At 60.1% G+C, this 15,220-nt stretch carries 10 protein-coding genes; 5 read left to right on the plus strand and 5 right to left on the minus strand.

What is annotated here, in order from left to right; all coding sequences use genetic code 11:
- Window positions 1–6 precede the first annotated feature (6 nt).
- Window positions 7–882, plus strand: coding sequence for a YicC/YloC family endoribonuclease (locus HNQ64_RS00125; protein ID WP_184204262.1), 876 nt, complete (start codon window positions 7–9; stop codon window positions 880–882).
- Here the strand turns inward: HNQ64_RS00125 and HNQ64_RS00130 are convergent.
- Window positions 827–2,083, minus strand: a complete 1,257-nt coding sequence (locus HNQ64_RS00130; RefSeq protein WP_184204263.1) for a TCR/Tet family MFS transporter — start codon at window positions 2,081–2,083, stop codon at window positions 827–829. The genes HNQ64_RS00125 and HNQ64_RS00130 overlap by 56 nt on opposite strands.
- A 169-nt stretch (window positions 2,084–2,252) precedes the next feature.
- Here HNQ64_RS00130 and HNQ64_RS00135 point away from each other — a divergent pair, with 169 nt between their 5' ends.
- Window positions 2,253–6,134, plus strand: coding sequence for a S8 family serine peptidase (locus HNQ64_RS00135; RefSeq protein WP_184204264.1), 3,882 nt, complete (start codon window positions 2,253–2,255; stop codon window positions 6,132–6,134).
- 67 nt (window positions 6,135–6,201) lie between these two features.
- The gene (locus tag HNQ64_RS00140) at window positions 6,202–6,975 is read left to right on the plus strand and encodes a dioxygenase family protein (protein ID WP_184204265.1); all 774 of its coding nucleotides are present in this window, start codon (window positions 6,202–6,204) and stop codon (window positions 6,973–6,975) included.
- 53 nt (window positions 6,976–7,028) lie between these two features.
- Here the strand turns inward: HNQ64_RS00140 and HNQ64_RS00145 are convergent, their stop codons facing one another.
- The 3 genes from HNQ64_RS00145 to HNQ64_RS00155 are packed head-to-tail and all read right to left on the minus strand — an operon-like array spanning window position 7,029 to window position 9,942.
- A complete protein-coding gene (locus HNQ64_RS00145; RefSeq protein ID WP_184204266.1) occupies window positions 7,029–8,090 on the minus strand; it encodes a sugar kinase in 1,062 nt (353 codons plus the stop codon).
- Complete coding sequence (locus tag HNQ64_RS00150) at window positions 8,087–8,758, minus strand: bifunctional 4-hydroxy-2-oxoglutarate aldolase/2-dehydro-3-deoxy-phosphogluconate aldolase (RefSeq protein ID WP_184204267.1); 672 nt, start codon at window positions 8,756–8,758, stop codon at window positions 8,087–8,089. The genes HNQ64_RS00145 and HNQ64_RS00150 overlap by 4 nt, the downstream gene beginning before the upstream one ends.
- 14 nt (window positions 8,759–8,772) lie before the next feature.
- Window positions 8,773–9,942: a sialidase family protein gene (locus tag HNQ64_RS00155; protein WP_221305293.1), complete on the minus strand. Its 1,170-nt coding sequence runs from the start codon at window positions 9,940–9,942 to the stop codon at window positions 8,773–8,775.
- 190 nt (window positions 9,943–10,132) lie between these two features.
- On the opposite strand from HNQ64_RS00155, the gene HNQ64_RS00160 reads away from it, so the two are divergent.
- Together HNQ64_RS00160 and HNQ64_RS00165 are read left to right on the plus strand one after the other, a co-directional pair.
- The gene (locus HNQ64_RS00160) at window positions 10,133–12,232 is read left to right on the plus strand and encodes a sulfatase family protein (RefSeq protein WP_184204268.1); all 2,100 of its coding nucleotides are present in this window, start codon (window positions 10,133–10,135) and stop codon (window positions 12,230–12,232) included.
- Window positions 12,233–12,274: 42 nt separating this feature from the next.
- Window positions 12,275–13,846: a putative maltokinase gene (locus tag HNQ64_RS00165; RefSeq protein ID WP_184204269.1), complete on the plus strand. Its 1,572-nt coding sequence runs from the start codon at window positions 12,275–12,277 to the stop codon at window positions 13,844–13,846.
- Between the two features lie 176 nt (window positions 13,847–14,022).
- Here HNQ64_RS00165 and HNQ64_RS00170 read toward each other — a convergent pair whose 3' ends face one another.
- Window positions 14,023–15,159 (minus strand): transposase, encoded by a 1,137-nt coding sequence (locus HNQ64_RS00170; protein WP_184204270.1) that lies wholly within the window; start codon window positions 15,157–15,159, stop codon window positions 14,023–14,025.
- Window positions 15,160–15,220 lie beyond the last annotated feature (61 nt).

Genomic DNA, 15,220 nt, shown 5'->3' on the forward strand with positions numbered 1-15,220 from the left:
CCGTCCATGAAAAGCATGACAGGATTTGGCCGGGGTGAGTCGCGGCAGGCAGCAGGCACCGCCTGGGTGGTGGAGTGCAGCAGTGTGAACCGGAAACAACTGGAGGTCTCGGTCAATCTCCCACGTGATCTCCATGATCTGGAGACGCAGGTGCGCAATCAAGTAGCGGCGGCTTGCTCACGCGGGCGAGTCAATGTGCTGATCCGCAGCGATGCCGCTGAAACATCTCACCTGCCGCAGGTGGATGAAGCCGTGGCGGCCAAGTATCTGGAGAACCTGCGCGCGCTGGCGGGCAAGCTGGGCATCTCACCCGAGATCAGCCTCAGCGAAATCATCCGCCTGCCGGGCGTGCTGGCGGGGGAATCTACCCCTGCTGATCCGGAAACGGCGTGGCCAGCCATTCAGGAGGCCCTGGCTGCTGCCCTTGAGCAACTACGCGCCATGCGCGGCACGGAAGGCCTGCACCTGCGGGAAGAAATGGAAACACGCCTGCTCAGCATCGAAGCTCATGCAGCGCTCATCGCTGAAAAAGCCCCACTGGTGCCAGAGCATCAACGCCAAGTGCTGCATCAGCGCCTGGAGCAGGCCGGGCTACCGCTGCCACTGGACGATGAGCGCCTGCTCAAGGAGATCGCCCTGTTTGCCGACCGCACGGACATTTCCGAAGAGCTATCCCGCGCGGCCAGTCACCTGAAACAGTTTCGCACTTATCTCGCCTCCGCAGAGCCCGTGGGCCGCAGCCTGGACTTCCTGGTGCAGGAGTTTTTCCGCGAGTTCAACACCATGGGCTCCAAGTGCAACAATGCCGAAATCGCCCACGCCGTGGTCAGTGCGAAGACGGAGTTGGAGAAGATTCGCGAGCAGGTACAAAATGTGGAGTGACGCCACGCAGCGCGCGGAAAGCCAGGAACAAGGCGAAAGTGGTGAGCACGGCGCTGGCAAAAAAAGCCACACCGGGAAGATGCACGGGTGCTTCTTTGCTCACGAAGTAGCCAAATAAACCCGTACACATGGGCGGGCCCACGATGCCCGCCACACTGGCCAAGCTGGTGAGGGAACCCTGCAGTCCCCCTTGCTGATCATCCGGCACACTGCGCGACATGAGCCCCTGCACCGCCGGGCCCGCCACACCCGATAAACTGCCCACCAGGATGCAGGCGTAGATCATCCAGCCTTCCGTGGCCAGGCCATAGCAGACATACATCACCGTTCCCAGGGCCAGTCCGATCAGGGCCGTTTTCACCTCCCCCAGACGGTCCACAATCACACGCGCCAGGCCGCCTTGGACGATCGCCGCCATCACGCCCACGAAGGCCAGGGAAAGCCCTGTCGCCTTGGTATCCCAGCCATAACGATAACTCGTGTAAAGCACCCAGATCGCCGGATAAACCTGATGCCCCAGGGTAAAGAGAAAGCTGGTGGTGATGAGTCCCAGCACACTGGGGAAACGACGTAGCGCCATGAGAGAACCAACCGGATTACTCTTGGCCCAACTAAAAGTACGTTTATTTTCTGGAGCTAGCGACTCTGGCAGCACAAAGACCCCATAGAGCCAGTTCACTAGGGTCAGCGCCCCAGCGGCGAGAAAAGGCACCTTCAGGCCGTAATCCCCCAGCCAACCGCCCAGCGCAGGCCCGATGATGAAGCCGATGCCAAAAGCGGCACCGATGAGACCAAAGTTCGCCGCGCGTTTCTCCGGCGGACTGATATCTGCGATGTAGGCCGTCCCAGCAGCGAAATTGGCCCCTGTGATCCCGGCAATGATGCGGCCCACGACAAACCAGGTCAAATTCGGCGCGTAGGCAATGAGCAAGTAGTCCAGCCCCGACCCAAAAAGCGAGATGAGGATCACCGGCCGCCGGCCAAACCGGTCTGACAGACTGCCGATCAACGGTGCGAAGAGAAACTGCATCAGCGCATAGGTGGAATGCAGGAGTCCATACGTCGTCGAAGCGGTCGTCACATCCCCACCCTGATATTGCTCGATCAACTTGGGCAAGATGGGCACGATGAGACCAATCCCTAGAATATCGAGAGCGAGGGTGACGAAGATAAAACCAAGGGCAGGTCGGCGGCTGGACATAGCGGGCCGCATCCATGCGCATGAAAGCGCCTGAGTGCAAATGACAGCTCCTTGACTCAGTCCTCCTTTTCCAGGCCGCTGGGTCTGTTTGCAGATTGCACAAACGTTCAAAAATACAGCTGGGAAAAAAGAATGAACCTTCCACGAATCTAGGGCATCATAGGCCGTCATGGTTTCCTCCACTGCGCCCCTGCGGCTCATCATCGCCTTGCTATCTTTGACGGTAGCCGTGGTGCAAGGTCAGACGCGGACAGAGCAGGTGGAGGGGGAGGTCATCGTCACCTTCAAGTCCACCGCCACACGCCGCTCCGCCGAGTCCACTCTAGCGCGACGTTCCCTGCGTTTTGAGCGGCAGTTTCCAGAGATCTCCGCACTCCGGCGCAAGCCCATGGGCCTGGTGCGAAAACAGGGGCGTAAAACCCAGGACCTCATCCAGGAACTGAAAGCCGACCCCACGGTGGAAACCGTCGAGCCAAATTACCTCCGCTGGGTGCAGGCTACGCCTAACGACACACGTTTCAGTGAGCAATGGTCCCTACAAAACACCGGCCAGACTGTGAATGGCACCAAGGGCACCAGTGGAGCAGACATCAAATATCTGCAGGCCATGGAAAAAGCCCGCACACCCACCGGCGAGATGGTCATCGCCGTCATAGACACAGGCGTGGATGTGGAACACCCCGATCTAGTCCCCCGCATGTGGGTGAATACGCTGGAGACGCCTAACAATAACCGTGACGACGACGGCAATGGCTATACCGATGACTACTACGGTTACGACTTTGCGGGAGATCTCTCCAATCCCATGGATTCAGGTGACCATGGCACCCATGTGGCCGGCACGATAGCCGCCCAAGGAAATAACAACCTCGGCCTCATCGGCGTGCAGGATCAGGTGAAAATCATGGCCCTGAAAGTCTCCAGTGATGGTGATGTCATCAGCAGCTCTGGCGTGATCGAAGCCGTCGAATACGCCGTGGCCATGAAGCGCCGGGGCGTGCCCATCGTGGCCTTGAATGCCTCGTATGGCGGAGGGGGCTTCAGCACCGCAGAAAGAGATTCCATCGCCACGGCCGGAGCGGAGGGCATCATCATGTGCGCAGCGGCTGGCAATGACACCTCCAACAACAATCTTTCCCCCAGCTATCCAGCCTCCTACGATGTTTCAAACATCATCGCTGTGGCCTCCACCGATTCCAAAGACGCGCTCTCCAGCTTCTCAAATTATGGTAGCACTTCCGTGGATATCGCCGCTCCCGGCACCAGCATCTTATCCACAAAACCCAGGAGCATCGCCGTTACAGTCGGCAGCAAAAAGTATGAAACCCTGCCCATCACCTTTGCCGGGCAGACCACGGGCCTCAGCGGAAGAATTTACGACTGCGGCATTGGCAATCCCACAGAGTTTCCCGCCGCCGTCAGTGGCCAGATCGCCCTCATCGCGCGTGGCACTTTGACCTTCGCGGAAAAGGTCACTCACGCCCAGGCTGCCGGGGCCAAAGCCGTGCTGGTTTACAACAATGTGGACGGTCCTTTCCTGGGCACGCTGGGCAGCGCTGGCAGTTGGATCCCCGCCGTGTCTCTGACGCGTGCAGATGGTCTCGCCATCAAGGCCCTGGCATTGCCTGTAAATTGCACCTGGGAGCTTGAGTTCGGCTATCAGTTTCTCAGTGGCACCTCCATGGCCACGCCTCATGTGTCTGGAGCCGTGGCCTTTGCCGCACTGAATTTCCCCAATGATACAGTGACTCAGCGCATCGCCCGCATCCTCAACAATGTGGACGTCAAATCCAGCCTTCAAGGCAAAGTGAAGACGTCTGGGCGACTGAACTTAAACCGTATCGTGGATGCAGACCAAGATGACACCGCAGACTGGCTAGCCTCCGCCCTTACCATCCTCAATCCGAACGCGCTCAAAGGCGGCGTCATCGGCATGCCCTACACGGAGACTTTGACGACCCAGCAAGGCACTGCGCCCTTCACCTTCACTGTCACACAAGGAGCCTTGCCGGCAGGGCTGACCCTCACCACCAGCGGTGCACTCAGTGGGCAAGCGACAGTGGCAGGCTCCTTCAACTTCACGGTGTTAGTCACGGATGGACTCAACCGTACCGGAGGTAAAAACTTCACCCTCACCATCGCTGCCACAGCCCCCCAGATCACCACCGCAGACCCACTGCCACAGGGTAGCACGGGGGCCCCCTACACCACGCCTCTCATGGGCAGCGGTGGCACAGCTTCCTACACCTGGAGCCTTCTCTCCGGCAGCCTGCCCGCAGGGTTCACCCTCAGCAGTAGCGGCCTGCTCACGGGCCTGCCCACAGAAGCGCTAACCACAAGTTTCACGGTGAAGCTGACGGATGCGCACCAACTCACCGCTGAAAAGGAGCTGCATCTCACCGTCACCCTTTCCCCCATCACCATCACCACAGGCTCCGCCCTGCCCTACGGCATCCGTGCCGAGCCCTACCTGCAATCCCTCTTCGCAGAAGGCGGCCAGGCCCCCTACACCTGGACCCTCGGCAGTGGCAGCTTGCCGCCCGGCATCCAGCTCAGCACCACTGGATTCCTCCAAGGAAAGCCGACTACCGCCGGTAACTACAGCTTCCGCGCGCAGCTCAGTGATGAAAATGACGTCATCACCTCCAAGTCCTTCACCGTGGAAATACGCAGCGTCTTCGAGCGTCCCGTGATGAATCCTCTGGTCTTAGGGAGCACCTTTCTCGGGGCTCAATACAGCGCCAGAATCAGTGCTACCAATTACCCCAAAAGTTTCTCCCTCAAAGGCCTGCCCAAAGGCCTAACTTACAATGCCAAAACCGGGATCATCAGTGGTCGCCCCCAGGTTTCTGGAGATTTCCCACTCACCGCCACAGCCACGAATCCCGCTGGAACCAGTCTCCTCGCCGCCACAGGTCAGCTCACCGTGCGCGGTCTCGATCCTGCATGGATCGGGAGTTTTTCAGGCCTCATTTCTCCGCATGGCGATGTGAATCGAAACCTGGGCAGCCGCATCACACTCACCACGACAGCGCTAGGTTCCTACACGCTGAAAGTCACCACCGGGGCCACCACCAAAAGCCTCGTCGGGTTTCTATCCGAAGCTGCGCCTCAAATCTCCGTTACGGTGAATGACCAACCGTTAGACCTCACACTGGATGGCAGCAATCAACTCCTGGAAGGCACTCACGGCGTGGCCCTCATCGAAGGCTGGCGCAATCCCTGGCATGCGAAAAACCTGCCCGCCACGCTTCACGCAGGCTATTACAGCGCGGCCCTTCAGCTCACGGAACCGGGTGACCAAAGCCAAGCAGCCATCCCTCAAGGCAGCGGCTACCTCACCGCCCGCATCAGCACCGCAGGCATCGTCACCATCGCCGGACGCACGGCCACTGGAGACAACTTGACCAGCTCATTCGGACTGGGGCCTGAGGGCCAGACGGGCGTGTATCAATCTCTCTACAAGCACAAAGGCTCCCTGACAGGCCCCTTTACCGTGAATCTCGCAGAAGGCAACGCCCCCGTGGGTAACCACCTAACAGGAAGTTTGACCTGGAGTAAACCTTCAGACACCTCACGCACCTACGGGCCCGGCTTCAGCGACCTCAAACTCGGCCTAACTGGAGGTTACCTCGCGCTTAAATCCTCCGGCAGCATCGTGCAGGGCATCCCCCAGCCTGGCAGCCCTGCCTTGACCTTCACCGAGGCGGGCCTGGACCTCTCCGATACGGAGCCCGATGTAGCAGCCTTTGACTACAGCAGCACCTACGTGGTGAAAATGCCACTGGCTGGCAGCCACGGGAATCCTGCCCGTGCCATCCTCACCCTCAATAAAGCTACGGGCACCGTCACGGGCAGCTTCACGCTGGCAGAGCAAGATTCCCCGCTGAAACGCAAAGCCAGCTTCTTCGGCATGGTGGTTCCGCAGCCCTCCGGTGAGGTACGTGCGCAGGGTTACTTCCTCCTGCCACAGTTGCCCGTGGGTGAACAAAAAGCGACCACAACCCCCATTTTGAGTGGGGGCATGCAGGTGCGGCAAGCCCTGCCGTAAGATTCCTTCATTTCGTGCAGAACCAGTCGCTCATCCGTGGGTTGAAGGACTTCACACGCCACCCACCATGAATCCCGCCCCTTTCCACATCCGCTTTGACCGCCGTCGTCTTTTGCAGAGCCTCCTGCTGACCACGGGCGGCATCATCACCAGCTCCATCTATGCAGAAGCTCTCACGCTGACACCGCGTGCCACAGAAGGCCCGTATTACCCAGATCATCTACCGCTGGATCAAGACAATGACCTTCTGCAAATCCAAGGAAACGCGGCACAAGCCGTCGGCACGGTGACGGAATTCGGGGGGCGGCTGCTGAACGTGGATGGCCAGCCCATCCAGGATGCCTTGATCGAGCTGTGGCAGGCGGATAACAATGGATGCTACATCCACAGCCGTGGCACCCAGCGTGGCAAAGAGCGCGATCCCCAGTTCCAGGGTTACGGCAAGATCGTCACCAATGAAAAGGGTGAATACCGCTTCCGCACCATCAAGCCCGGCCTCTACACCGGGCGCACCATTCACTGGCATGTGGCGGTGAAACAGGGGGATAAACGCATGCTCACCACCCAGCTCTACATCGCTGGCGTGCCGCAGAATGATCGCGATGGCGTCCTCCGTAGCATGGGCACGGAGGCGCAGCGCCTCTCGGTGATCCGTGAGTTTAAGCCCAAACAAACCGGCAGTGCTGACCTCGTCGGCACCTGGGACATTGTTCTCGGCAGTACCCCAGAAGACCCGGAACAGCGCCGTGGCCCTGGTGGCCCTCCACCGAAAGGCGGCCGCCCACCTCGGGGTGAAGGGCCACCTCCAGGTGGCCCCGGTGGCCCACCACCTGCCCGGTAAAGCCACCGCTGTGGCTCAGCCCAGGTCACCGCAAGATCCTGGGCTGAGCCAGGTCACCGTTTCACCCGACCGGAGGCATCTCCCGCCATCAGGGCCTCCACCTCATCCCGTGTGGTGTAGTTAAAATCTCCCGGGATAGAATGCGCGAGGCAAGAGGCTGCTACGGCAAAAGACACCGCTTTGCCCGGCGCGCTCAGTTCTGGAGTGGTGAGAGCAAACAGCAGCCCCGCCGTAAAGGCATCTCCACCGCCCAGGCGATCCACCATGTCGGTGATGGCATACGGCTCATACTGCCCGGCCTGCAAAGGGGCACGGAAGGCCTGACTTGAAGCCGTTTCATACAGCATCCCGCCCCAGTTGTTATGCGAAGCTGAGATGCCCTCTCTCAAGGTCATGGCCACGTAGCGCAGGCGCGGATACGCTTTTGCAATCTGGCCCGCTACGGCCTCGGGCTCCACCGCGCTCATCTCCAGGCCCAGCATCTGGGTGGCATCCTCACGCCCGCCAATGAAGAGATCCACCAGCGGCATCAGCTCACGCATGGTTCGTGTGGCGAGCTCCTGCGCACTCAGCCCCGGCTCCCACTGCCAGAGTTTACTGCGAAAGTTCATGTCACAGGCGATTTTCACGCCTCGGCTCGCCGCCTCCTGCATGGCCACGCGCGCTACCTCAGCGGCATTTCGGGAGATGGCAGGGGTGATGCCGGAGATGAGAAACCACTCCGCCTCTGCAAAAATGGCTGCCCAGTCATACGCCGCAGCCGGGGTGATGGCCATCGCCGAGCCTTCCCGGTCATAGATCACCTGCCCGGCTCTTTGGTTGGCCCCCGTCTCTAAAAAATAGAGGCCTAACCGGCCCTGCTCCGTGCGCAGGATGTGCCGGGTCTCCACGCCTACCGCGCGCAGGTTTGCCACACACGCATCGGCAATCGCATGCTGGGGCAGAGCCGAAACAAAAGCCGCCTCACCGCCGAGGTAGGAGATGGACATGGCCACACTGGCCTCTGCCCCGGCGAAGGTCACCTCCAGCGTTCCTGGCATCGCCTGCTGAAAACGCCCATGCCCAGGCGTAGCCAGCCGCGCCATGATCTCTCCCAGCGTGACGATGCGGCTCATGCCTGGCCTCCACGGAGCTGGTTCACCACGGCCTTCACCCGGCGCGCATTCGTCGTGATCGCGTCCCAGTTTTGGGTGTGGATGAGGGGCTTTGAGGCCAACCAGGAGCCGCCTAGAGCCAACACGGAAGGCTCCTTCAAATAACTTTCCGCATTGTCCGCGCCCACCCCGCCTAACGGAATGTATTTCACGCCCAGGTGAGCGAAAGGTGCAGCGATGGTGCGCAGGTAGGCCAGCCCGCCGCAGGGTTCCGAAGGAAAAAACTTCAGCAGGCGGCAGCCCTGCTCCAGCGCCAGCTCGATATCCGTCGGTGTGCAGATCCCCGGTGCAAACGGCAGGCCGATGCGCACCGCCTCTGCCACCACGCGCGGGTTCATCCCGGGAGCCACACCAAAGGCAGCCCCCGCTTCCTTCACCTCATTCACCTGGGCCACGTTCAGGATCGTGCCCACACCAATGTTCATCTCGGGCACCTCCGCGCGGATCGCACGCAGGGCCTCCATGGCCACGGGCGTGCGCAGTGTGAGCTCGAGACAATCCACCCCGCCCGCCAGCAGGGCGCGCGCGACCGGGACCGCATCCTTGACCTCATCAATCATGAGGACGGCGATGACACCCGTGTGGTGAAGATGGGTCTGAAGAGAATCTGGAAAAGCAGAAGAAGACATGATCATAAAAATGGTTATTCCAACACCCCGAACATGATGCGTTCCTTGCGGCTCACGTCCGTATCCCCCTGAGTCACGCTGAGGTAGATGCGCCCTTCATGCTCACGAAAGACCGGGTACTGAAAAGACTTCTCGGTTTCAAAGCGGTACTTCCTCTCCCAGGTCACGCCGTCTTGAGACACGTCCAGATTGAAGACCGACCGGCTCACTCCCTGGATCTGCGTGGCCTCCTGCCAGCCCAGGTAATAAAGCCCTTTCAAGCGGTCAAAGGTAGGCTTGGAAGACGTGCCATTGGGTACCCAGGCACGCGGCTCATTCTTGGTCCAGGTGCGGCCATCCCGGCTGCTGCTGAAGGTGTAGTTCCGTGTTCCTCCTTCTTGGCGGCAGATCGCCAGCCACGTGCCATCTGGCAGGCGATTCACCGCCGATTCGGTCAACTTCAGATCACCCGGTTCATTGTAGTGGCCTAACACTTCAAACGTGTCCAAATCCGCATTCACCACTGCCAGGGCATTCTGACCACCGGGGTAGTTATTCAGCGCCACGTAGGTCTTGCCATCGAAGACCTTGAAGGAATCAAACAGGTAAAGGCCAAAGTCCACCGCTGGTCGGGTGAATCCCTGCGCGGCGGCGTCTTGGTGAAAGTACTGCGGCTGCATGTCAAAGGTGCCTGCGGCTGTCTTGATCTTGGCCTTGTGCAGTTGCGATTCAAAAGCCCCCTTCTCCAAATCGTAATCCAAAAACCACGTCTGCGCCTGCCGCTGTTTCGGGGACTCACTGGCAAAATAGCAGCGCAGCGTGCGCTCATCCTTTTGCAAAATCCTTGGCACGAAACAGGCCCCGACAGGCAGTGTTACATTTTCAAACACCTGCTCTGACTTCGCAAAACAGACACTCTTTTCCACCTTCAGCGTCTTCACATTCACCACGGCAAGCGTGACGTAAACAAAGGGCCAGTCCGCACTTTCCCCACCCTTCACATCATTCGCTTCGGCCACGATGTAGGCGCGGTCCTTCACGATCACCATCTCGGCATCATGCGCCCCTTTCACCCGAGCTTCCGTGGTATTCACCAGCCCGGCCATCACGCGATCTCCCGCCGCCTTCGCATCCCAACCGGGAGGTAGAAGTGCAGCGGAAGCGAAGACCGGAAAACACAAGGTAAAGAGGAGAGTGCGCAGCATGTCAAAAAAGGGAGCCAATCCACACCACAAGCGGCGGGTGTAGGCAAGCTAGGATACTGAGGAAGCGCCCGCATCTATCGCTTTTCTGCATGGCCTGGGTTCCTCAATGAGTCATGCCAGGAGAGCGCGCCTCGATTTATTCTGCATTTTGTGGCTATGTCCCGCGAAGAGCTTCGTTTCCATGCGCCACATGAAGTTCTTGCTCGCTCTCAGTTGCCTCTTTGCCCTCACGCTCAGTGCGGCAGAGCGGCCCAATGTCGTCATCATCTTGGCCGATGACTTCGGCTACGGCAGCGCTGGCTGCTACGGGGCCGATGGGAAACTGGTGCAGACCCCGCACCTGGATCGCCTGGCCCGTGAAGGGCGGCGCTTTACCGATGCCAGCACCACCTCCTCCGTCTGCTCCCCCACGCGCTACTCGCTCATCACCGGCCGCTACTGCTGGCGCACCACGGCCAAAAGCGGCGTCCTGGGTACCTTCTCCCCGCTGCACATTGAGACCACCCGCCTGAACATGGCCTCTCTCTTGAAAAAGCAGGGTTACAGCACCGCAGCCATCGGCAAATGGCACCTCGGTTATGGCCGCGCCGATGACTCCCCCCAGTGGCGCACCGACTACACCGCCGAGCTTTCCCCCGGCCCTCTCGAAATCGGCTTTGACTATCACTTCGGCGTGCCTGCCAATCACGGCGACATCACGGGCATCTACGTGGAAAACCGGCATGTCTATGGACTACGCAGCGGCAAGATCCCCGCTGGGATGAAGGTGCCAGGGCCCGACAGTGATGACCCTAATTACAAGCCCACCTACACAGCGGAAGACACCGAATCAGGCCGCGCGAAAATCCTCGATCTCGATGCCCCACGCCGGGTCAATGACCGGGTCATGCCGCTGCTCACTCAAAAGGCCACGAGCTGGATCCGCGCCCAGCCCAAGGACCACCCCTTCTTTCTCTACTACACCCCGGTGGCCGTGCACAATCCCGTCACGCCTAGCGCCGAGCTCGCTGGCAAGAGCCCCGCAGGTCTGTATGGCGACTGGATCCATGAGCTGGACCGCAGCGTGGGCAGTGTGCTCACCGCCCTGGATGAAAGCGGCCAGGCAGGCAATACCCTCATCCTTTTCACCAGTGACAATGGCGGCGTCTTCAAGCCCGAACGTGACATGCTGCAAACCACCGCTTACAAAGCCGGTCTGAAAGTGAATGGCGCGCTCCGTGGCGGCAAGCACACCGTCTGGCAGGGCGGCTTTAAGGTCCCTTTCATCGCTCGGTGGCCGGGCAAGATTCCGGCAGGCACCGTGTGTGATGAAATGGTGAGTGTGGCCGATCTCCTCGCCACCACCGCAGCCCTCGTCGGTGAAAAAATACCCACGCCCGAACAGGCCGCCGAAGACAGCCACAACTTCCTCCCCGCTCTGCTGGGAGAGAACGCCCCACCTGCCCGTGATCACCTCATCGTTCACAGCTCTGACGGTGTCTTTGCCATCCGCCAAGGTCCGTGGAAATGGGTGGAAGGCGTGCCTGCACCGGGCGTCAAACAACGCCGGTCCGACGAATTCCACGCCCAGCTTTACAACCTCGAAAAAGACCCGGCTGAGACCCTGGACCTCAGCGCCCAGCACCCCGACATCGTTGAAAAACTCAGCTCCCTCCTCACTCGCTATCGCGAAGGTGGCTACAGTCGAGAACTCCCACCTGTGAAGGTCAAGCAACCGACGAAAACCACCACCTTTGCCCCCATCCCTGGCACACCCCTTTTAGAGGCCTCTTTGACCGCCCTGCCCGATGCCCCCTGGGCCATCACACGCGGCACCTGGAAAGCGGAGGAAGGTGCCGTGTGGGGCCTCCAGAAAGGCAGCAAAGACGCAGGGGCCACCCTGCGCGTGCCGGTGACCTTCACCGAGGCCACGCTGGACTACCGCATCCAGTTCCAGGGGGCAGATCGCCACTCCTTGCGCATTGAGGCGGGCTCTGAACGCCACAGCTTCCGCATCGAGATCAGCCCCACTCACCTAGGCCTCACCAAAAATCCAGATCCCGGCCAGACCCAGGAGCACACCGTTCCCCTCGCCCGCAAAGCGCTGGAACTTCAACCCCAGACTTGGTATCCCGTGCGCATCACCTTTCACGGCAGCGAAGTCACCGTCCAGGTCCAGGAAACCCGCATCACAGGCACGCATCCCCTTCTTCAGGAAGAGAAAAAAGCCCTCAACTTCCTCGTCTTCGGAGACCGCGCCGGCTTCAAAGACATCCGCCTCGTTCCATCATCGCCCAGCGCCAGGCCTTAACCACAGGGCTTTACGTTACGCCCTTCAGGCTCTATATCGCGCGTGTTGCAAACGCCTGACCAAGAACCTCTGGATACCCTGGGGACATCCCCTCCCTGCTGGAGCCCCGCCCTTACTCAAAAGTTAGCGCAGGACATTCTCCCCCGCTACCTATCCCAGTGCCGATGGTTCGGGGGAAAAGCACGCGCTTTGCAAAAGGTGGAGATCATCCAGGACACGCTCTTCCCAGGCACCTCCGTGCACATCCTCGGGGTGGAGATCACCTTCCAGGAAGGCCCGCCCGAGCACTATCTCATGCCCCTCTGCGTCCGCTCCCCAGGCGAGCCACGAGAAGAGACCACATCGTCTCCGCATCGCTTGTTAGGCCAGTGGAGCGATGGCACCCGGCTTGAGGATGCCCTGCACACTCCCGAGTTCCAGGCAGCCCTCTTCCGGGGATTGATCGGCCACACCCCTTTAGCAGCCCCCCTTTCACTCACCTTAGAAAGCCCCGTCCAAGCCCCCACAGCCGACTTGACTCTAGCCGCCCTCCAGGCCCGCGTGCTCAGCGGTGAACAGTCCAATACCTCCCTCAGCTACGCCGACCGCTGGCTGATCAAGTTTTTCCGCAAATTTGAATTCGGCATCCACCCGGAGGTGGAGTTGACCCAGCACCTCACGCGACATCACTTTCAGGTCCCACCTTTTTTGAGCGCGCTCAATCTCCAGGCTCAGGGCCAGAGCGGCGTCGCCGCCATGCTCACGCACTACACCCCGCATGAGAACGATGGATGGACCTTCACCCTGAAAGCCGTGCGGCAAGTGCTGGATCAAGTCCGGCAAACTCGCCAAACGCATTCAGCCGAAAGAGAAGCCGCCGTCATCGGCAGAAGCAGCTACCCCAGCCGGGCCGCCCAGTTAGGCCAACTCACCGCCCGCATGCACATCGCCCTGGCGGCAGATTCCCTCCATGCCGACTTCAAACCGCAGCCCTTCACCCACCACGATGGCCAAATCCTCAGCCAAGACATGCAGGCCAAGGCCACCCGCGTGCTCCAAGAACTGCACCAGCAATACCACCAACTCCCCGAGTCCGCCCAGGCTCTGGCGCGTGAAATTTTAGACGGCCAGGACCACCTTTTACACGCCTACGAAAAGCTGCAGCAGGCAGACATCCAGTGCAGCCGCATCCGCGTGCATGGCGATTTCCACCTCGGCCAAACCCTCAATACCGGGCAGGATTTTGTCATCATTGATTTTGAGGGCGAACCCCGCTTGCCCCTCCACGAGCGGCGTCTGCATCGCCCCGCCCTGCGGGATGTCGCCGGCATGGTCCGTTCCTTTGAATATGCCGCCTCCGCCGCACTGCACGAGGCCCCTGCCGAGGAGCACCCCCTGCTCGCCCCCTGGGCCCAAGCCTGGGCCGACACCACCGTCCAAGCCTACCTCCACGCCTACTTCTCCACCGCTCACGGCCAAAGCTTCCTGCCCCAAACTCCCGCCAGCACCCAACTGCTGCTCGACCTCCACATCCTCGACAAAGCCCTCTACGAGATCGGTTACGAACTCAGCTACCGCCCCCACCTCGTCCCCATCCCCCTCCGCGCCGTCGCCCGACTGCTGAAGACGATTTGAGAAGAAGGAAAACCACCCGTCAGGCCTAACAAAACGTTTAGATCCCTCGCCTTCTTCGGGGTCAACACGGAAGACATCTTGTTAAAGTGGCCTCGCAAGCGGAGCCCGAACATAGTGGGCCACCTGGCTCCGTCCCGAGAGGAGCGCGGAGACTCTTCTCCGCATCGTGTGCCGCATCACCCTACCGCACGCACTCGCAATCGGCGCAGCGAAAACAGATTCCCCGCACACTCGCTCAGCTTTCGCGCGCCATCTTTGCGTTTTGGGCCGAACCAACCCCGGTTCTCTTCAAACACGCTTTCCACAAACGCCTGGTTTCCCAGCACCAGCCCATCGGTAAAATAGCGCACCCGCAGCCGCACCAGTTCCGCTGGGCTCAGTTTCCCCTTCTCAGCCAGCACTTTTCGGGCCTCCTCCGCGGTTACTCCCGGCCTAACCACGTTTGTGTTCTGCGCATCTCTCACCTCCATGCCACTGGCATACAGCAGGCAGCGGTAGGCCTTCGCCGCCTCGTGTTTCACCCATCCATCCACAGGTTTAGCCACCACTTTGCACAGCCCACGCTGGGCTCTCCGGCTACCACCCACGGCCTCGACATACCCACACCAGCGATAGTCTTTGGGATCTTCCACCAATCCCGCCCGCACCGGGTTCAGATCAATGTAAGCCGCCATCGTCCGCAGTGCTTCGCCCCCACTTTCCACCATCACGCTTTTGAAACGATCCATCCACAACGTGCCGCGTCGGCCCCGGCGTTTGTTGAACCAACGGCTGAAGCGTTCTTTGACCTCCTTGACGTAAAGGGAGAGGTCACAAAAACGTTTGTAGAGAGCTTCCAGTTTCTCCTGCACTCGGGCTTCCAGTCCCAGGCGACGCAGCTCCGCGAATTCCTCACGCAGAAAGGCCAGGTAGGTCTTGCTGTAAAGCAGGCGCAGATGTTCGAAGAGTTTTTCTTCAGCAGCGGGACCTGCGAATCGCTGCAACCATACCTCACGCCGAGGCACCTCCACCAACACATGGAAGTGATTGCCCATGATGCAGTAAGTCACCAGCTTCACGCCTGAAAAGTCCGCCAGCCGCCACATCAGCCGCTTCAGCGCTTCCTTTTCAACGTCGTCAAAAAAGACCTCACCACCGCAGGTGCGTGACATGACGTGGTAACAGTAACTTTCCAAGGGCCCCTTTCCCACCACTCGCCTGCGCCCGCCGGACCAAGAACGCGCCGCTGGGTAAGGAGCCGTCTTGGCATTGATCCCAACAAGCTGCCGCTCCATGGCATTCCCTTGAAGATCAAGCGTTCGGGTGGTTTTCATGAGGAGAAATCAAAGCCAAGAAATTAAAGAAGCAGCACTGATTGCCTGGCATGAATGGCAC

This window comes from Prosthecobacter dejongeii, from assembly GCF_014203045.1.
GTDB lineage: Bacteria > Verrucomicrobiota > Verrucomicrobiia > Verrucomicrobiales > Verrucomicrobiaceae > Prosthecobacter > Prosthecobacter dejongeii.